Below are 19,557 nucleotides of genomic sequence, written 5' to 3'. Positions count from 1 at the left end.
AAGAGGAGAGTATGCAAAGACGACCCGATCAGGATCATGAAGACAACAAGCGCACAAGCACAAATGAATTTCGGGTTAGCGAGCATCTGCTGCCTGAGATCCCAACCGGAGAACGGAAAATGGAGCATGTCAGGTTATGCCTGAATGAGGATGTGAATGGTCAGGGGATATCAACTGGATTTGAGAAATATCGATTCCGCCATTTGGCACTGCCGGAGCTTAGCTTCTCCGATATCCGTCTTGCCGCCGCCTTCCTAGGGGAAGAGCTGCGTACACCGCTGCTGATCAGCTCCATGACCGGTGGGAGCAAAACGACAGGCTTAATCAATGAACGTCTTGCGGCGGCGGCAGAAGCGAGAGGCTGGTCACTCGGAGTGGGTTCCATACGTGCAGCTGTGGAGAAGCCGGAGCTTAGTGATACCTTTGCTGTCCGAAGAAATGCGCCTACCATACCTGTCATTGCGAATCTGGGAGCGGTACAGCTGAACTACGGCTTCGGTGCAGAAGCCTGTCAGCGGGCAGTAGACATTGCGGGTGCATCGATGCTGGTCCTGCACCTGAACAGTCTGCAGGAGGTTTTTCAGCCCGAAGGAAACACGGACTTTAGCAGCCTGCTGCAGCGAATTGAAGCTCTATGCAAGAAGCTTGAGGTACCGGTCGGTGTCAAGGAAGTGGGTTGGGGAATTGATGGAAGCACAGCAGCCCGGCTGTATTCTGCTGGAGTTTCATTTATTGATGTTGCCGGAGCAGGAGGGACAAGCTGGGTTCAGGTGGAGAAGTATCGCAATCAGGATCCCATGCGCAAGGCCGCAGCCGAAGCATTTGCTGATTGGGGAATTCCTACTAGCGATTGCATCCTGGAAGTTCGTAAGTACAACCCTGGCAGGGCGTTGATTGGCAGCGGCGGACTGACGAATGGAGTGGATGCAGCCAAAGCAATTGGACTGGGTGCAGATCTGGCCGGGTTCGGGAGATCCCTGCTTGAATCCGCCGTCCATTCAGAAGAGGCACTTCATGAGAGATTGGCGCAGGTTGAATTCGAGCTGCGTGCTGCCATGTTTGGTATAGGCGTAAGAACGATTGCAGAGCTTCAGGGCACATCAAGACTCATCAAACATTGAATCAGCAGGAAGGTGAATTGGATCGTGATTGAGCTTAGTGCAATGAATAAATTGCAGTTTGAGGATTTTATGTCCTTTACTCTGAAACAATATGCTCAGGAGAAGATTACAGCCGGAACCTGGCTGCCTGAGCATGCTGAGAGCCGGGCGTTAGAGGATATGCACCGGATTCTCCCGGAGGGATACCTTACCCAGGATGCTTATTTTTACAACTTGATCGATTCAAGTGTAGGTGATGGACAAGTCATCGGATTTATCTGGTTTAATATCTACTTGCGGAATGGAGTAAGAGAGGCCTTTCTGTATGACATACATATAGCCGAGGAATATCAGGGCAAGGGCTACGGTACGCGGACAATGGAGCTGCTGGAGAAGGAAGCTCGCAAATTACAGGCTGAACGGATTGGACTTCATGTATTTGGTCATAATGCCCGGGCCATGAGCTTGTATACCAAAATGGGCTATGAGGCGAAGAGCATTACCATGTATAAGGAATTGTAGGCTTACGATTGGTGCTGGCAATTATGTACAAACGGGAGACTTTAGCCGCTTCTTGTCTTGATGGTCTACCGCTTCTCATATATAATTAGTGGGATTGTCACGAAAGTTTATACACGTAATTTGCATACATTTCGAATGAATTTCATGATATCTTCGTTTATAACGAATGGATTCATACCATTATGAAATACGTTCTTCTCAGCGAATACGCTCGCTGCAAACAAATATTTATTTGAGGAGTTGTAGGAATACATGGCTTTGAAAGCAGGGATTGTCGGACTTCCGAACGTAGGAAAGTCGACCCTTTTTAATGCGATTACCCAAGCAGGCGCGGAGAGCGCAAACTATCCTTTCTGTACGATTGATCCGAATGTCGGTGTCGTTGAGGTTCCTGATGAGCGCCTGGACAAACTTACAGAGCTGGTACAGCCGAACAAGACCGTGCCTACGGCATTTGAATTTGTCGACATTGCAGGGCTTGTCCGCGGTGCGAGTAAGGGTGAAGGGCTTGGTAACAAGTTCTTGGCTCATATTCGCGAAGTCGATGCGATTGTGCACGTTGTACGTTGCTTTGAAGATGAGAATATTACGCATGTGGATGGCAAGGTCGATCCGGTATCCGATATTCAAACGATCAATCTCGAGCTGATTCTGGCTGATATTGAGAGTGTTGAGAAGCGCATTGATCGTGCCCGCAAGAATATGAAGGGCGGCAACAAGCAGGGCGCTCAGGAAGTGGAAGTTCTGGAGAAGGTGAAGGAAGTGCTGTATGAAGACAAACCAGCACGCAGCCTGGAGCTGACAGAAGACGAACGTCTCGTCGTTCGCGATCTTCACCTGCTGACAATGAAGCCCGTACTATATGCGGCAAACGTTAGTGAGGATGAAGTGTCTACTGCGGACGAGAATCCGTATGTGCTGCAAGTGAAGGAATTTGCTGCCGCAGAACATGCTGAAGTGGTACCGATCAGTGCTAAAGTAGAGGCTGAGATCGCAGAGCTTGAAGGAGAAGACAAGGAAATGTTCCTTGAAGAGCTGGGGCTGGAGGAATCCGGTCTTAACCGCCTGATTAAGGCAGCTTATCGCCTTCTTGGTCTGTACACTTACTTTACTGCAGGTGTTCAAGAGGTTCGCGCTTGGACGATCCGCAAAGGTACGAAGGCGCCGGGCGCAGCAGGCGTGATCCACTCTGACTTCGAACGCGGCTTTATCCGTGCTGAGGTTGTATCCTATGCTGATCTGATGGCTGCAGGCTCCATGAACGGAGCGAAGGAGCGCGGTCAGCTGAGACTGGAAGGTAAAGAATACATTGTGCAGGACGGCGATGTGATGCACTTCCGCTTTAACGTTTAATCATGAAGAGGCCCCTGCCTTTCCTTTGTTGGGAAGACAGGGGCTTTATTGTGGAATCATGGATAGGCAGAATAATTGCCTGATTCATAACCTCGCTTCTTAGCTTCGGTACATCTAAGTAGCATGCGTTATAAAAAAATTACATCCTCAAGTATATCTTCAAATATCTTCAAATACATCCTCACAGCAGTATCTTCTCAAGCGCTTTGCCGTATGATATAATAAAGAGTCGACAGACTTGCTTTAACTGTATGATTATTTTTATTAATGACAAAGGATTGATGACGTTGTAGCGATACCCTCATTACAACCTTTTAAACCTTATAATATAATGTCGGATACGAACGAATGTGAAAGATGCTTAAGAAGAGGTGATTACTATGTTGGATCGTTTACAGGCCCTTGTGGATCGTTATGAGAAGCTTAGTGAGCTGCTGTGTGACCCGGATGTGGCGAGTGACAGCAAGAAGCTGAGAGATTATTCGAAGGAACAATCGGATTTGCAGCCTGCGTATGAGGCTTATACCGAATATAAAACTGTCGTTGAAGAGCTCGATGCAGCGAAGCAAATGCTGAACGAGAAGCTTGACGATGAGATGCGTGAAATGGTGAAGATGGAGATTGATGAGCTGGCTCCCCGCCAGCAGGAACTCGAGGAGAAGATTCGTATTCTGCTTCTGCCGAAAGACCCGAACGATGACAAGAACGTGATTGTCGAGATTCGTGGTGCGGCAGGCGGTGACGAGGCTGCGCTGTTCGCTGCAGATCTATACCGGATGTATACACGTTATGCAGAATCCCAAGGCTGGAAGGTCGAGCTGATGGATGTGAATGAGAGTGACCTTGGCGGATTTAAAGAGGTTATCTTCATGATCAATGGCCGCGGCGCTTACAGCAAAATGAAATACGAGAGCGGCGCTCACCGGGTACAGCGCATCCCTGCGACAGAATCTGGCGGACGGATTCATACCTCTACTTCTACCGTAGCGGTTATGCCTGAGGCTGAGGATTTTGATATTGAAATACATGACAAGGATATTCGTGTTGATACGTTCTGCTCCAGTGGTGCAGGCGGTCAGTCCGTTAATACGACGAAATCGGCCGTTCGGGTAACGCACGTACCAACGGGCATTGTCGCTACATGTCAGGATGGCAAATCCCAGAACTCCAACAAGGAAAAGGCACTTCAAGTGCTGCGTACTCGGATCTATGACATGATGCGTCAAGAGGAAGAGGCAAAATATGCAGGTGAGCGGAAGAGCAAAGTTGGAACGGGCGATCGGAGTGAACGGATTCGTACCTACAACTTCCCGCAGAGCCGTGTAACGGATCATCGGATCGGTCTAACCATGCATAGACTGGATCAAGTGATGAACGGTGAGATTGAAGAAATCCTGTCCGCCCTGACCATTGCAGAGCAGGCAGAAATTATGGAAAAAGGGGAATAAAGCTTTGATGCGGTTGCAATTTCAATTGCCGCAAGGAAGCAGCAATCGGGAAGCCTTTCTTAAGGCTTCCTCTTTTTTAGAAGACTGTGGTGTGCTGGAGCCGCAGAATAATGCGCGTTTGCTGCTGGAGTACGTTCTGGGGCTCGAGGGGGCTGCTTATTATATGGCGCTGCCGGATGCTTTTCCGGCGGAGCGGATTTCGGCATTCGAAGAGGCTGTGAATCGCAAGGGCCAGGGGGAACCGGCCCAGTATATTATAGGGCGGCAGGAATTCTACGGCCTGCCGTTTATGGTAAGTCCCGCCGTGCTGATCCCGAGGCCCGAGACGGAGCTGCTCGTCGAGGCGGTCATGCTGCACGGCGACAGGCTGTGGCCCGGCGGAACACCGCTGGCCGCAGATATTGGCACAGGCAGCGGCGCCATTGCGGTGACGCTGGCGGTGAAGCGGACGGGCTGGCATGTCGAAGCAAGCGACATCAGCCCGGAGGCGCTCGCCGTAGCTGCACAGAATGCAGCAGCGAACGGCGCAGCCGTGCAGTTTCGCGAGGGCGATTTGCTCGCGCCCTTCGCGGGGGAGCGGGTCGACATCCTGGTGTCGAACCCGCCTTATATCCCGGCGGATGATATCGCCGGGCTGCAGCGTGAGGTGCGCGAGCATGAGCCGCGCACTGCGCTGGATGGAGGTCCGGATGGGCTCGGCCCTTACCGGACCATGATGGCGCAGCTGGCCCTGCTCGCTGCGCCGCCGCGGCTCGTTGGCTTCGAGCTTGGCCAAGGCCAGGCGGAGGATGTGGCCGATCTGCTGCGTGTGGCCGGCCACTGGGATGAGATCATTGTTGTGCCGGATCTCGCTGGAATTGATCGTCATGTTATGGGAATCAGAAATAAAGGGTAAAGCTGGAAGAGGGATTACGAAATTGTAATCCCTCTTGATTTTCTTTTTCCGAATCTATCCCTTACAATAGATGAAGTGTGTAATATTATGTCGAATTAAAATTGTGAATTGTGAAATGCGCTGATGGTTTCATACACGCTTTATCGTGTCGAACCGAAACAGGATGCGTTTTAGGGGGACGGCTTCATGCTGCAGAAGTTTAAAAAGATGGATGCTTCCATCCTGGTTATCATCTGCCTGCTTATGGTCATTAGTATCTTGAGCTTGTACAGTGCCACGCACGGCACGAAACTAGAAGGTCATCATCTTCGGATGCTGGCTTATTATGTGCTGGGCTTCGGAGCAATGTTTGCAATTACGCTGGTCGATTATCGGCTGTTAGTCAAATATGCTTTGTATATCTATTTCTTCGGACTGGCTACGCTGCTCGCAGCGAACTTCTTCGGAAGTAACCTGAATAATGCGACCGGCTGGATTCAGCTCGGACCGCTGTCTATTCAGCCGGCAGAGCTCTTCAAGCTGGTACTGGTTATTTTCCTCGCCTCTGTGCTGATTAAACGGGACAAGTCGAAGCTGGATTTTTGGAAAGACGTTGTGCCAATCGGCCTTCTGACTTTTTTGCCGTTTGCTCTTGTCATGCTCCAGAATGACCTTGGAAACGCGCTGGCCTATGTGGTGATACTGATTGCTCTCTTGTGGATCGGGAATGTTAAAGCGTCTCATGCCCTCATTGGTTTTGTCATTGTCGCTGTTATAGTGGGCGGCGGCATCAAGCTGTATACGGTATACCACGACTCGATCTATGATTATCTAGACAAACTCGGCCGTACGCACTGGGCTGAGCGTCTCGACCCTTGGCTCGTTCCCGAGAAGGCGACAGCCAAAGCCTCCTGGCACACCGATAATGCCAAGCTCGCCATCGGATCTGGCGGGATTACGGGGAAAGGCTTCATGGACGGCTCCTCAGTACAATCCGGACGAGTTCCGTACACCTACTCCGACTCCATATTTGTGCTGATTGCGGAGGAATTCGGGTTTGTAGGTTCATCGGTACTGCTGCTGCTGTACTTTATACTGATTCACCGCATGATCTTGATTGCACTGGAGACGAAGGAGAGGACCGGGCCGTACATTATTGTCGGTGTGGTGGCGATGTATTTGTATCAGGTGTTCGTCAATATCGGCGCCTTCATTGGGATCATGCCGCTGACCGGAATTACACTTCCCTTCATTAGTTACGGGGGAACGTCACTTATGATTAATATGGCAAGTATCGGCTTGATCATGAGTATTCGGGTGCACGGACAGGAGACCGATGATGATATCCCATCTCCATCGAGCAATGAGCAGAAGAAGCGCTCTTTCAGCCGCAAGGAAGCTAGAGCCTAGTAAGTAAGATAAGAATCAGGGAAGTACGGACTGTCGCAGAGGAGCTGCTCTGCACAGAACTGTGCTTCTCTTTTTATTTTCACAAGTGCGGACTTCCCTTTCTATGAACTCTATCATCCCATCTCTCGATCCCCTTATGTGCAGTCTCATTTCTACGTACGAGTTGGCGTTATTTACGAAATGAATCGAATCTCTTAAATTTTCAAATGCTAGGTTTAACTCTAGCAAATGGGGACATACTGATAGACATGAAGAACATGGCCTAAGGGGGAGACGGGTATGCGGAAGAGTATGAAGCAGTTTCTAATGATCGTGGTGGTAATGATGATTGTCATGATGAGCTGGGAAGGTCAAAAGATGGATGCTGCGCTTCATCAAACTCTTATTCCGCAGGAGTCCATCCGGCTGCGTATACTGGCTAACTCAGATATGCCGGGTGACCAGCTCGTCAAAAGAGAGATTCGGGACGCTGTCGTCATGCAGATGAATGAGTGGGTCCCTGAGCTCGACAACCCGAATAGTCTGAATCAGGCAAGAACGATGGTTCAAACGCATATTCCTCAGCTTAAAGAATTGGTAGGCGAGGAGCTCGCTGCACGCGGACTGGATTATGAGTATAATGTAGAGCTGGCGGTCGTCCCTTTTCCGACAAAGATGTACGGCAAGCTGATCTATCCGGCAGGCGATTATGAAGCGGTTCGAATTACGCTCGGTAAAGGCGAAGGTCAGAATTGGTGGTGCGTGTTATTCCCTCCTCTATGCTTTGTAGGTGGCAGTAACGGAGATCTCGCGGATAAGGATACAGCGGATACAGGGAATTCGGCGAATGGAAATGAACAAACCACAGAGGTAGCTGCTGCAGAGGGCACTTCTGAGCCTGAAGTCCGATTTTTCTTATGGGATTTATTGGTTAAAATATGGGACTGGGCAGACAGCATGTTTGCTTAGCAGATCGTAGTTAACGAGGGAAAAGTGTGAGGCGGGTGCCGTTCACCGGAATCGAATAATGGCATGGCCATCTCATCGAAAACTCAACAACTATGCTATACTATAAACATTTACGAATACAAGATGAGGCTGGATGATTACAAATGACAAACAATTCAAATAGAACAGATAAGGAACAGCCTGTTATCAAAGCTAGTGGAGGAGACGCGGGAATGGAGACCTCTTATTGGCAGGTGTCGCCGCAGAACAGCAGTGTACAGAATGGCTGGCAGGAACAGCATACGATACAAGCGATGGAACATCTGGAAGAAGCTGCTCAGCTCCTTCGGGACGGTTCCATTGTTGCGTTTCCTACAGAGACAGTGTACGGGCTGGGTGCGGATGCGAGAAATACGTCAGCGGTGGAAGCGGTGTTTGAAGCCAAAGGGAGACCTTCAGACAATCCGTTAATCGTGCATATTGCGAATCGGGAGCAGCTAGTCGAATTTGTAAGTGAAATCAATGAAATATCGGAAGCGCTGATGAATGCTTTTTGGCCGGGACCGCTTACGATTATTCTACCGCTTAAGCCAGGAGTCTTGTCAGCACGGGTAACTGCGGGCCTCGACACGGTTGGCGTTCGTATGCCGGACCATCCTGTGGCTCTGCAGCTCCTGGCCTTGGCGGACTGCCCTGTTGCTGCTCCAAGTGCGAATCGCTCAGGAAGACCCAGTCCTACACTCGCGGAGCATGTTCAGGTTGATCTGGATGGACGCATTGCCGGGATTGTGGACGGCGGGGCTACCGGTGTTGGGGTGGAATCAACGGTCGTGCAAGCAGATGCGGATGGAACAGTAACGATTCTGCGTCCTGGTGGAATTACGGCAGAACAGCTGAGGACGGTTGCTTCCGAGGTTCGCGTGGACCCGGGTCTTGCTGCGGATCACAATGAGAGCTTGGTTGCACCCCGTTCACCAGGTATGAAATACACGCATTATGCCCCCAAAGGTGCACTCTGTATAGTCGATGGAGATGCTTCTAAAGTAACGGATTATATCTCCAGCAGGCTTCACGAAGCCAAGGGACGCGGGGAAGTAACTGCGGTTCTAGCCTTCAGTGAGCATATCGGTCAGTATCAGGCAGATGGTTTGTTCTCGCTGGGCAGTATGGACCGGCTGGCAGAGGGAGCTCATCTGCTATATGCCGCACTCCGAAGCTGTGATGAGATGGGCGCATCCTATATTCTGGCTGAGGCATGCCCTTCCACGGGGCTTGGTGCAGCGATTATGAATCGTCTGTTAAAAGCAGCCGGACATCAGATCATCCATGTGACGTAAGAACCTCATACTTGTCATGTTTTACTTCTTGTCCGCATATCGTGTACAAGACTTATAGTGAACATGGGGGTATGAATGAATGCTGGTCGCACCTGCTGAACTCGGCCATCTTATCACAATTATGATTATGGCTGTTGCTCTAGGAATGGATGCATTTTCGCTGGGTATCGGAATAGGCATGAAGGGGATTCGGCTTCTGCATGTGCTTCGGCTGAGCTTGTTGATATCGCTGTTTCATATTCTTATGCCTTTGATTGGTTTCTACACAGGACAGTATGTCAGCTCCTTTCTGGGTCAGATTACTTCATATGTAGCAGGAGGCTTGCTTCTTGCACTCGGTGCACATATGATATTTAACGCCTTGAGACCTGGGGAGTCCAACTTCATGGACCACCGGACGTTTGCCGGGACGATGATATTTGCGGTTAGTGTCAGTATTGATTCCTTCTCCGTTGGTGTAACCCTCGGTATGTTCAAGAGTGATTTATGGCTGACCGTTATCGCCTTCGGCATCTGTGGTTTCGTGATGTCGATGGTCGGTTTATTAATAGGCAGAAGAGTGAGCCGTAATCTCGGAGAATACGGAGAAGCTGTAGGAGGGGCCATATTGCTGGCTTTTGGCATGCTGTTCATCTTCTAGCTCGATTTTTCTCTTTTGCATATTGAGACGAAGCGTCATACAATAGAATTCATCTCATAGGGAACTTAATGACAATGGATTTCATCCAGTTATACAGACGACGGAGGTGACAATATGAAGAATATTCTATTCGTATGTACAGGCAATACATGCCGCAGCCCGATGGCAGAGGGTCTGTTTCGCAAAGCTGCTGCTTCAAGAGGTATTGATGTCGAAGTTCGATCCGCAGGAGTGTCTGCGATAGATGGAAGTACCATCTCTCGTCATGCAGCTGCTGTGCTCAGGGATCACGATATTCAGGATGTCATAACTTCATCCTCGGTCAATCGCGATCTAGTCCAATGGGCAGATCTTATATTAACCCTAACGGGTTCACATAAGCAGCAAGTCATTCATCACTATCCTGAGTGTGCTGATAAGATCTACACGCTGAAGGAATATGCAGAAGATGATCCGAAAGTCCTGGCTGATCTTAAGGAACGGGATCGATTGTATGCAGAATGGCAAATGAAGCGTGCGCTTGGACAGGAAGTGCTGGACTCGGATCGTCAGCGTATTATCGAAATCCAGCAGCGAATTCCAAGCTTTGATATTTCAGACCCTTTTGGGGGCAGCAGAGAAGATTATGATGTGACGGCAGCGGAGATCCGTTCTGCGGTTGAGCGTGTACTGGATAAGCTCAGCTGATTTTTTTGGTGCAGCACTCTAGAAATAGTTGATTTCTAACATCTGATGTTCTATGATGAAGAAGATAAATGAGATTCCGGTGTAACTGGCGACAAGTGTGGATTAAACCACGATGGAGCATCGGAGATAACGGCCGGTCGCCTGGGCAAAAGAGCATTTCTTGCACGCAAGGTATACTTGTGTGGGAGACTGCTCTTTTTTCGTATTTCGTCATATTTTTCGGTATAATAAGACTCAAATGATCTTGGCAGATCGCAAAATAGGGCGAATTAGACGATTCTCATGAGTGAACAACTCTTTCTTGCGATCGTTTTGAAGTCACAAACGGAAGGGGAGGGTTCATTAGGCTATGGAACAGAACAGCAGTCACCCGGAATTGGACCAAATTACGGCACAGACAGCTGAGGTGCTGGAAGAGCTTGCGATTGAAGGAAAGCTTGGTCCAGGTAAAGTCGTCGTCATTGGCACCAGTACAAGCGAGGTAGCAGGCAAGCGCATTGGGACAGCTGGAGCCTCAGAGATTGCACAAGCATTGCTTCAAGGTATAAATGAAGTGAAGAATGCTTACGGTTTTGAGGTTGCTGTGCAGTGCTGCGAGCATTTGAACCGAGCATTGGTTCTGGAGCGTTCGCTGCTTGAGAGGCTTGGACTTACGGAGGTAGCAGCCGTACCGGTTCCGAAGGCAGGAGGCTCCATGGCCGCCGCAGCTTATCGATCTCTGCAAGAACCCTGTCTTGCCGAAACGATTGAAGCGCATGCGGGCATGGATATCGGTGAGACACTCATCGGCATGCATTTGAGGAGAGTTGCTGTTCCTTACCGTACAGCAAGGCGTTATATTGGGGAAGCACGGGTGACTACCGCATTGTCGAGGCCGAAGCTTATTGGCGGAGAGCGTGCGGTGTACCAGCTTGATGTAATCGGCAACACTTCAACTTGTGATTGAGAATTTAATTAAAACAGCTATCATATGGGAGGAATTCAAGTTATGGATCAATTGCGCAAAGCAGACCCGGCAGTACTCAATGCGATGGGATTGGAATTAAAGCGTCAGCAAAACAATATCGAGCTGATCGCCTCTGAGAATATCGTCTCCGAAGCAGTTATCGAAGCGATGGGCTCCGTACTTACAAATAAATATGCTGAGGGCTACCCTGGCAAACGTTACTATGGCGGATGCGAACATGTTGACGTGGTTGAAGATATCGCTCGTGAGCGTGCCAAAGAATTGTTTGGTGCAGAGCATGTCAACGTTCAGCCGCACTCCGGTGCACAGGCGAATATGGCTGTATATCTTGCTGCGCTCAAACCGGGAGACACTGTGCTCGGGATGAACCTTGCACATGGTGGTCATTTAACACATGGCAGCCCGGTGAATGCATCGGGTCTTCTCTATAACTTTGTTGCTTATGGTGTTCAGGAAGATACATTCCGCATCGATTACAATGAGGTTCGCAAAGCGGCGTTTAAGCATCGTCCTCGTCTGATCGTAGCAGGCGCAAGTGCATATCCGCGCACCATTGATTTTGAAGCACTTGCGAGCATTGCTAATGATGTAGGCGCATTGTTCATGGTGGATATGGCCCATATTGCAGGTCTCGTGGCGGCAGGTCTGCATCCAAATCCAGTGCCTCATGCTCATTTTGTAACGACAACAACGCATAAGACACTTCGCGGACCACGCGGTGGTATGATCCTTACGCGCAAGCCATGGGCTGCTGCGATTGACAAGGCTGTATTCCCAGGAAGCCAGGGCGGACCTTTGATGCATGTTATTGCTGCCAAAGCGGTTGCTCTGGGTGAAGCTCTTCAGCCTTCTTTCAAAACCTATGCACAAAATGTAGTCAAAAATGCTCAAGTTCTTGCGGAAACTCTGATTGCCGAAGGTCTGAATATCGTTTCCGGCGGAACGGACAACCACTTGATGCTGATTGATACCCGTAATATCAACATTACAGGTAAAGATGCCGAGCATGTGCTGGATTCGATCGGTATCACTGTCAACAAAAATGCGATCCCGTTTGATCCTACAAGCCCGTTTGTTACGAGCGGTATTCGGATTGGTACGCCTGCAGCAACTTCCCGCGGTATGGACGAAGAAGCGATGGTTGAGATCGGTAAAATTATCGCCAAAACGCTGAAGAACGCTCAAGACGCTACGGTGCTGGAAGAAGTGAAACGACAAGTAACTGCATTAACTGACAAATTCCCGCTTTATCCGGAGCTAAAGTACTAAAATGAAACAAATTTTCCTATACTAAGAATTAGCTGTTTCGGCTATTTTCTTGAACAACAGACCGGACCGCTGTCGTAGTGGTCCGGTCTTTTTTATATTGTTCGAAGGATACAGCCAGATGAAGGTGCATTTTAAGGATAGGGAATGATATAATATACAGGATTTATCGACTTGCCTGTCTATCATTGCATAGATTGGGCTGTTGATGATGAATGAAGAACCTACCGGAGGGACAAGCAATGGGAAAATTGGTGGTATGTGATCACCCGTTGATTCAACACAAATTGACGATTATTCGTGACATGCGCACGAACACTAAGGATTTTCGTGAACTCGTAGATGAAGTGGCAACTTTAATGGCATACGAAATAACACGCGATATTCCGCTCGAAACGATAACTGTACAGACACCTGTAGCCGAGACAGAGGGCAAGGTCATCTCAGGACGTATGCTGGGACTTATCCCGATTCTGCGCGCCGGGCTTGGTATGCTGGATGGCGTCGTGAAATTGATTCCTGCGGCCAAAGTAGGCCATGTTGGACTGTTCCGCGACCCTGAGACTTTGCAGCCTGTGGAGTACTATACGAAGCTGCCTACGGATGTAACAGAGCGCGAGCTCATTGTGATCGATCCGATGCTGGCGACTGGCGGCTCTGCGATTGCGGCGATTGATGTGCTCAAGAAGCGCGGCTGCACTCAGATTAAGATGATGAACCTGGTGGCTGCACCAGAAGGTGTCAAAGCGGTTCAGGATGCGCATCCAGATGTGGACATTTATGTGGCTGCACTTGATGAAGGTCTGGATGACCACGGTTATATTATTCCTGGTCTTGGTGATGCAGGAGACCGCTTGTACGGTACGAAATAACAAATCAATCTGATACAAAGGGGCTCGAACGCGAATGTCGAAGATTAAAGTAATGACGGTTTTCGGAGTCCGCCCGGAAGCGATCAAGATGGCGCCGCTTATTTTGGAGCTGGAACGTCATCCGGATGAAATCGAATCAATTGTATGTGTCACAGCCCAGCATCGTCAGATGCTGGATCAAGTGCTGGAAGTATTCAACATTACACCGGATTATGATCTGGATGTCATGAAGGATCGTCAGACACTGAACGAAATTACGGTAAGAGTCCTTCAAGGACTTGAACCGGTACTCCAGGAAGCCAAACCGGACATTGTGCTGGTTCATGGAGATACCTTGACCACATTCCTTGCCAGCTATGCGGCATTTTTGCAGCAGATCAAGGTTGGACATGTGGAAGCAGGGCTTCGTACGTGGAACAAGCTGTCACCATTCCCTGAGGAGATGAACCGACAGCTGACAGGTGTGCTTGCTGACTTGCATTTTGCACCAACAGATATGTCTGCGAACAATCTCCTGCGAGAAAATAAGCCGGAGTCAAGTGTATACGTCACAGGCAATACGGTCACGGATGTGTTTCAATATACGGTACGGGATGATTACACGCATCCGGTGCTTGAATTTGCAGAAGGGAAGCGTCTGATTCTAATGACGGCTCACCGCCGTGAATCCCAAGGCGAGCCTCATCGTAACATATTCAGAGCCGTCAAGCGCATTGCAGATGAGTTTGAGGATGTAGCCATCGTTTACCCTGTGCATCTGAGTCCTGCAGTGAAAGAGCCGGCATACGAAATTCTGGGAGGACACCCGCGCATCAAGCTCATTGATCCGCTGGACGTTGTGGATTTCCACAATATTTATCCGCATACGCATCTGATTCTAACGGATTCAGGCGGTATGCAGGAGGAAGCGCCGTCCTATGGAGTACCTGTTCTTGTGCTTCGTGATACAACGGAGAGACCTGAGGGGGTTGAAGCGGGAACACTGGAGCTTGTCGGTACGAACGAGGAGCAAGTATATTCCAGAACGAAGGCATTATTGACCGACTCGGAGCTGTACGCATCAATGAGCGAAGCAGCGAATCCATTCGGTGACGGACGTGCTTCTGAACGGATTGTCAGTGCGATTTTGCACCATTTTGGCAAAAAAGAAGAGCGCCCTGAGCAATTTCACAGAAAGTTCGAAAAATAATTATTTTTATTATGTGATGAAGTGAACAGTACAGCATACAGTCAAACTGTACGGTTTACGTGGCTTTGAGAGATATTGTGAGATTTTTTCACTGTTTTTCAAGGCCTTTTTCATAGCTGGAGCAAGGAATCGACCGATTGACAAACAGTTTACCCATTCAGTAAGATAATTGGGATTGGACAGGCCAGATGCATAATTCATCGTTTTTACGGAGTATTCGTGAAGAACGAGATTTTGACTCATTTTCCATATACAGCGCTTTCTAAGGGATGGGTTGTGTCTACGATGAACCAAGATAAACCGTGGTTAATTGCTCTTGCAATCGGTGGTTCCGGCATCCTGCTGGCTACGTACATAACCATTGGATTCTTTGCAGGCAGGTGGCTGATGAATCTCATAGACGGAGAGGCATATATAATCGCGATTGGTTGTATGGCCGGGCTCGTGCTGGGGGTTCTGAATATAGCTATGTTTATTAAGAAGTTTTTGGGGGCACAAAATGATTAGTTTGTCTTCCATCGTGAATGCTGTGACAAGATTGGCATTTGTACTCTTGTCAGTATCGCTGTTCGCTTGGGTGCTTATGCCCGAACATCGTCCGGTGTTTCTTGGACTTACCATTGGATTAGCTGCAGGATTATTCAATTTTCGATATTTATCGGTGAAAATCAACCAGGTGTCGGAAAGCGCCGCAACGCCCGGAGGCAAAAGAGTCAACTTCGGTTTTTTGTCACGAATGTGCATTACTCTTTTGGCGATCATGTTTGCAGTGCGGTTTGAGCAGGTATCCATGAGCTTCACTATAATTGGGCTTTTCTTAGTTCAGGTTCTGGCTATTCCGGTCAGTATTATCTTGAACGCCAGAGCCGGCAAATGAAAATACTTTTGGAAAGGGGTGAATAAATCACTATGCATGACTCACCGATAATTAAGCTCGGAGGATTGAACATTGACCTTTCCGCTGTAATTATGCTCACAGTGACGGTGCTCATTGTGTTCATACTCGCCCGACTGGCAACTCGCAATCTATCAGTTGAGAATCCTGGGAAGGTTCAGAACTTCATGGAGTGGGTTGTCGAGTTTGTTCAGAATCTTATTGCAAGCGCCATGCCGCTCAGCAAAGGGAAGGCTTATATCAATCTTGGCCTGACTTTGATTCTGTTCATCTTCGTCGCTAACTTGCTGGGGTTGCCATTCTCTGTTATCTCTGAGCATCATCATGAATCCAATGTGGGTCCATTCGTCATTGAGGCGACCAGGGGGTTGACGGAAGATCATCATGCGCACATCCTATGGTGGAAATCACCTACGGCTGACATTTCTGTGACTGCAGGTCTTGCGATCGTCATCTTTATTCTAATGAATTATTTAGGTTTGAAACACAACCGCAAGCATTACCTGAAGCACTACATCGAGCCGTTCCCGGTTTTCCTTCCGCTTAACATTATTGAGAACCTGGCGAAGCCGATCGCGCTTGCAATTCGTTTGTTTGCAAACATCTTTGCAGGGGAGATCCTGATCTCCACCATTTTGAGAATCGGATGGTTGGGAATCCCGGCCATGATGGCGTGGCAAGGCTTCAGTATATTCGTAGGTGCACTTCAGGCCTTTATCTTTACCATTCTGTCAATGGTATACATTGCACAGACAACGATTCATGAGGAACACTAGCAAGGTGGTAACTTCTTATGCGAGTTTACTCGCTAGAAGATTATTATATTAAACAGTTTTTAACAAAAAAATGTATATATATTTCGAGGAGGAAATTTAAAATGGAATTTTTAGCAGCAGCTGTTGCAGTAGGTTTGGGTGCACTTGGTGCAGGTCTTGGTAACGGTATGATTGTCAGCAGAACGGTAGAATCTATCGCTCGTCAGCCAGAAGCTCGCGGTCAATTGCAAACGACAATGTTTATCGGTGTTGGTATCGTAGAGGTTATTCCTTTGGCAGCTACAGTTATCGCGTTCTTGATCATGTTTTCTTAATATCACATTTAGACGGTTTGGCGGGGAGGGCGATGCCATCCGCGCCTTCGTTTTGTTACGATAATGGATTGAACGGAAAGGAGTGACGTGAGTGAGTATCTTATGGGAAAATATCGCAATTACGATCGTTGCATTTCTAATTCTTTACTTCCTGCTATCTAAATTTGCTTTCAATAAGCTGTTTGGGATTATGGAGCAGCGTCGTGAATTGGTAGCGAAGCAAATGGAAGATGCAAAGCAAACCCGTGAGCAAGCGATTCAATATGTTGAAGAGCAAAAGGCGGCTTTGCAAGAAGCACGTCAAGAAGCACAGGGAATCATTGAGCAATCTCGCAAGACAAGCGCAAGTCAGGCTGAGGCGCTGCTGATTGAAGCGAAGCAGCAGACTGAACGCATGAAAGATGAAGCTGTACGTGAAATTGAAAGTGAGAAAAACAAAGCAGTTGCTTCCTTGCGGAACGAGCTTGGTACAGTTTCTGTACAAATCGCATCCAAGATTCTTGATAAGGAAGTTAAGCAGGATAAAGCTCAAGAAGAACTGGTTGAGAAGTATCTGAATGAAGTAGGAGGCAGACCATGAGTCAGGATACGGTAGTTGCTAAACGATATGCCAAAGCATTGTATGATGTGGCGATCGAGAAACAGTCCGTCCTGGAAGTGGAAGCCGAACTTCGCGCGGTTGCAAGCTCCATTACGGGAGATCGCGACGTTTTGAAATTTATATCTTCTCCGAATGTGAGTATTTCAACGAAGCTGAGTGTTCTGGACGCCCTGAAAGAGAAAGTATCAGAGCCGGTTCTCAACACAATCAAGCTGCTCATTGAGCGGGGACGGATTGAGGTGCTGGATGCTGTTGTAGACAGCTATCTTGATCTTGAAGCCTCATCTCTGGGTATGGTGAATGCTCGTGTGTACTCTGCTTATGAGCTGAGTGAAGAAGAAAAGCAAGCGGTGTCGAAAGAGTTTGGAGATCGTATCAATAAACAGATCCGCATTGAAAATATTGTCGATAAGAGTTTGATCGGCGGACTGAAGGTCGTCATCGGCGATACGGTTTATGATGGAAGTCTCGCAGGTCAATTAAAACGGATAGAACAGTCTTTTAATAGACGAGTATAGTTGTGAGGGGTGAGGACACTTGAGTATCAGACCTGAGGAAATCAGTACTTTAATTAAAAATCAGATCGAACAATACAAAACTGATATCGAAGTTAGCGAGGTTGGTTCTGTAATCGAAGTCGGGGACGGTATCGCCCGCGTATATGGACTCGAGAACGTAATGTCCGGTGAGCTCGTTGAATTCTCAACTGGCGTACTGGGTCTTGCACTGAACGTAGAAGAAAGCAACGTAGGTATCGTTATCTTGGGACCTTACACGGATATCCGTGAAGGCGATCAAGTGAAGCGTACAGGTCAAATTATGCAGGTTCCTGTTGGTGAAGCAATGATCGGCCGTGTTGTTAATGCACTTGGAGAGCCTGTCGACGGCAAAGGACCGATTGAAACGAATCAGTTCCGTCCAGTTGAGAATAAAGCTCCAGGCGTTATGGCACGTAAATCCGTTCACGAGCCAATGCAAACAGGGATTAAGGCAATTGATGCGATGGTTCCAATCGGCCGCGGTCAACGTGAGCTCATCATCGGTGACCGTCAAACAGGTAAAACGGCGATTGCAATTGATGCCATCCTGAACCAAAAAGGCAATGGAATGAAATGTATCTATGTAGCGATCGGACAGAAGCAGTCCACCGTTGCACAGGTTGTTGAAACACTGCGCCGCAACGGTGCAATGGAGTATACAACTGTCGTAACTGCATCTGCATCTGAGCCTTCACCGCTCTTGTACATCGCTCCATATGCAGGTTGTGCGATTGGTGAGTACTTCATGTACAAAGGTGAGCACGTTCTCGTAGTGTATGATGATTTGACTAAACAAGCATCTGCATACCGTGAGCTGTCCTTGCTGCTTCGTCGTCCTCCGGGCCGTGAAGCATATCCGGGTGACGTCTTCTATCTGCACTCCCGTTTGCTGGAGCGTGCAGCGAAGCTGAACGACGAGCTTGGCGGTGGTTCATTAACCGCTCTTCCATTCATTGAAACACAAGCTTCTGACGTATCTGCTTATATTCCTACAAACGTAATCTCGATTACAGACGGTCAGATCTTCCTGGAGGCAGACTTGTTTAACGCGGGTCAACGTCCAGCGATCAACGTAGGTATCTCGGTATCCCGTGTCGGTGGTTCCGCTCAGATCAAAGCCATGAAGAAGGTAGCAGGATCCCTGCGTCTAGACCTGGCTCAATATCGTGAGCTTCAAGCGTTCTCCCAGTTCGGTTCTGACCTTGATAAATCCACGCAGGCTCGTTTGAACCGTGGTGCGCGTATGATGGAAATTTTGAAACAGGATGTACACAAGCCGCTCGCAGTTGAGCTGCAAGTCATCAGCTTGTACGCAGCGACGAAAGGCTACCTGGATGAAATTCCAGTTGGCGATGTAACTCGCTTCGAGAAGGAATTCCACAGCTTCATGGTGAGCAACAAGCCAGAAGTCCTGGAATCGATTCGTACAACTAAAGAAATTACAGCTGACAACGAAGCTGCATTGAAGGATTCAATCGAGACCTTCAGAAAGAGCTTTTCTACATCTGCTTAAGTAGATTAAGTGCTTCCAGCGAGTTGAATGAGCTTATAACCTTTGTGCAAATAGGCTGCGCGACTAACGTACGCCGCAGCCTCTCTTGCATAATGGTATATATATTTGAATGTGAACGGATTGGAATTGACTCAGTCATTGACTACGTTAAAACCAAGTTTACGCTTACGAAGTTAGTTTTGACTCCGTCAAAACTAAGTTAATGCTTACGATGCTAGTTTTGACTCCGTCAAAACTTTAAGGTTTATGCTTACGATGCTAGTTTTGACTACGTCAAAACTTTAAGGTTTATGCTTACGATGCTAGTTTTGACTACGTCAAAACTTT

At 48.3% G+C, this 19,557-nt stretch carries 21 protein-coding genes and 1 riboswitch; all 21 genes read left to right on the top strand.

Annotated features, from left to right (window positions below):
* Positions 1–11 precede the first annotated feature (11 nt).
* The 21 genes from fni to atpA all read left to right on the top strand — a co-directional run bounded on the left by fni (position 12) and on the right by atpA (position 19,230).
* Positions 12–1,121 carry a type 2 isopentenyl-diphosphate Delta-isomerase gene (gene fni / locus ACFSVM_RS22740; RefSeq protein WP_076314478.1) on the top strand — a complete coding sequence of 370 codons (1,110 nt, stop codon included), beginning with the start codon at positions 12–14 and terminating at the stop codon, positions 1,119–1,121.
* Positions 1,122–1,145: 24 nt separating this feature from the next.
* Positions 1,146–1,622 (top strand): GNAT family N-acetyltransferase, encoded by a 477-nt coding sequence (locus ACFSVM_RS22735; RefSeq protein ID WP_256209720.1) that lies wholly within the window; start codon positions 1,146–1,148, stop codon positions 1,620–1,622.
* 252 nt (positions 1,623–1,874) lie between these two features.
* Positions 1,875–2,975: a redox-regulated ATPase YchF gene (ychF, locus tag ACFSVM_RS22730; RefSeq protein ID WP_076314479.1), complete on the top strand. Its 1,101-nt coding sequence runs from the start codon at positions 1,875–1,877 to the stop codon at positions 2,973–2,975.
* Positions 2,976–3,355: 380 nt separating this feature from the next.
* A complete protein-coding gene (gene prfA, locus ACFSVM_RS22725) occupies positions 3,356–4,423 on the top strand; it encodes a peptide chain release factor 1 (protein ID WP_047912410.1) in 1,068 nt (355 codons plus the stop codon).
* Between the two features lie 7 nt (positions 4,424–4,430).
* Positions 4,431–5,318, top strand: coding sequence for a peptide chain release factor N(5)-glutamine methyltransferase (prmC, locus tag ACFSVM_RS22720; protein WP_379264743.1), 888 nt, complete (start codon positions 4,431–4,433; stop codon positions 5,316–5,318).
* A gap of 186 nt (positions 5,319–5,504) precedes the next feature.
* Entirely contained in the window at positions 5,505–6,707 is a 1,203-nt protein-coding gene (locus tag ACFSVM_RS22715; RefSeq protein WP_076314481.1) for an FtsW/RodA/SpoVE family cell cycle protein, read from the top strand.
* Between the two features lie 279 nt (positions 6,708–6,986).
* Positions 6,987–7,655, top strand: a complete 669-nt coding sequence (gene spoIIR / locus ACFSVM_RS22710; RefSeq protein ID WP_076314482.1) for a stage II sporulation protein R — start codon at positions 6,987–6,989, stop codon at positions 7,653–7,655.
* A gap of 143 nt (positions 7,656–7,798) precedes the next feature.
* Complete coding sequence (locus ACFSVM_RS22705) at positions 7,799–8,971, top strand: L-threonylcarbamoyladenylate synthase (protein ID WP_379264740.1); 1,173 nt, start codon at positions 7,799–7,801, stop codon at positions 8,969–8,971.
* Positions 8,972–9,050: 79 nt separating this feature from the next.
* Complete coding sequence (locus ACFSVM_RS22700) at positions 9,051–9,611, top strand: manganese efflux pump MntP (protein ID WP_047912405.1); 561 nt, start codon at positions 9,051–9,053, stop codon at positions 9,609–9,611.
* Between the two features lie 114 nt (positions 9,612–9,725).
* Positions 9,726–10,298: a low molecular weight protein arginine phosphatase gene (locus ACFSVM_RS22695; RefSeq protein ID WP_076314483.1), complete on the top strand. Its 573-nt coding sequence runs from the start codon at positions 9,726–9,728 to the stop codon at positions 10,296–10,298.
* Positions 10,299–10,369: 71 nt separating this feature from the next.
* Positions 10,370–10,452: riboswitch (ZMP/ZTP riboswitch) on the top strand.
* A gap of 195 nt (positions 10,453–10,647) precedes the next feature.
* Positions 10,648–11,244, top strand: coding sequence for a TIGR01440 family protein (locus tag ACFSVM_RS22690; protein ID WP_076314484.1), 597 nt, complete (start codon positions 10,648–10,650; stop codon positions 11,242–11,244).
* A 42-nt stretch (positions 11,245–11,286) separates the two neighbouring features.
* A complete protein-coding gene (gene glyA / locus ACFSVM_RS22685; RefSeq protein WP_379264737.1) occupies positions 11,287–12,534 on the top strand; it encodes a serine hydroxymethyltransferase in 1,248 nt (415 codons plus the stop codon).
* Between the two features lie 239 nt (positions 12,535–12,773).
* Positions 12,774–13,403, top strand: coding sequence for a uracil phosphoribosyltransferase (gene upp, locus ACFSVM_RS22680; RefSeq protein ID WP_090724685.1), 630 nt, complete (start codon positions 12,774–12,776; stop codon positions 13,401–13,403).
* Positions 13,404–13,437: 34 nt separating this feature from the next.
* Positions 13,438–14,592 (top strand): non-hydrolyzing UDP-N-acetylglucosamine 2-epimerase, encoded by a 1,155-nt coding sequence (gene wecB / locus ACFSVM_RS22675; RefSeq protein ID WP_076314487.1) that lies wholly within the window; start codon positions 13,438–13,440, stop codon positions 14,590–14,592.
* Between the two features lie 219 nt (positions 14,593–14,811).
* Positions 14,812–15,099, top strand: a complete 288-nt coding sequence (locus tag ACFSVM_RS22670) for an ATPase F0F1 (RefSeq protein ID WP_256209718.1) — start codon at positions 14,812–14,814, stop codon at positions 15,097–15,099.
* Positions 15,092–15,469 carry an ATP synthase subunit I gene (locus ACFSVM_RS22665; RefSeq protein WP_076314488.1) on the top strand — a complete coding sequence of 126 codons (378 nt, stop codon included), beginning with the start codon at positions 15,092–15,094 and terminating at the stop codon, positions 15,467–15,469. Before ACFSVM_RS22670 ends, ACFSVM_RS22665 begins: the two co-directional genes overlap by 8 nt.
* A 32-nt stretch (positions 15,470–15,501) precedes the next feature.
* Positions 15,502–16,263, top strand: coding sequence for a F0F1 ATP synthase subunit A (gene atpB, locus ACFSVM_RS22660; RefSeq protein ID WP_379264734.1), 762 nt, complete (start codon positions 15,502–15,504; stop codon positions 16,261–16,263).
* 101 nt (positions 16,264–16,364) lie between these two features.
* Positions 16,365–16,577, top strand: coding sequence for a F0F1 ATP synthase subunit C (atpE, locus tag ACFSVM_RS22655; RefSeq protein WP_076314490.1), 213 nt, complete (start codon positions 16,365–16,367; stop codon positions 16,575–16,577).
* Between the two features lie 91 nt (positions 16,578–16,668).
* Complete coding sequence (gene atpF, locus ACFSVM_RS22650) at positions 16,669–17,157, top strand: F0F1 ATP synthase subunit B (protein WP_379264732.1); 489 nt, start codon at positions 16,669–16,671, stop codon at positions 17,155–17,157.
* A complete protein-coding gene (locus tag ACFSVM_RS22645; protein ID WP_076314492.1) occupies positions 17,154–17,696 on the top strand; it encodes a F0F1 ATP synthase subunit delta in 543 nt (180 codons plus the stop codon). The genes atpF and ACFSVM_RS22645 overlap by 4 nt, the downstream gene beginning before the upstream one ends.
* Positions 17,697–17,715: 19 nt before the next feature.
* Positions 17,716–19,230 (top strand): F0F1 ATP synthase subunit alpha, encoded by a 1,515-nt coding sequence (atpA, locus tag ACFSVM_RS22640; protein ID WP_076314493.1) that lies wholly within the window; start codon positions 17,716–17,718, stop codon positions 19,228–19,230.
* The last annotated feature ends 327 nt before the right edge of the window (positions 19,231–19,557 follow it).

It is taken from the genome of Paenibacillus shunpengii (genome assembly GCF_042684905.1).
Lineage (GTDB): Bacteria > Bacillota > Bacilli > Paenibacillales > Paenibacillaceae > Paenibacillus > Paenibacillus shunpengii.
The sequence above is the reverse complement of the archived record's forward strand: the minus strand, read 5'-3'. Positions and strand labels throughout refer to the sequence as shown.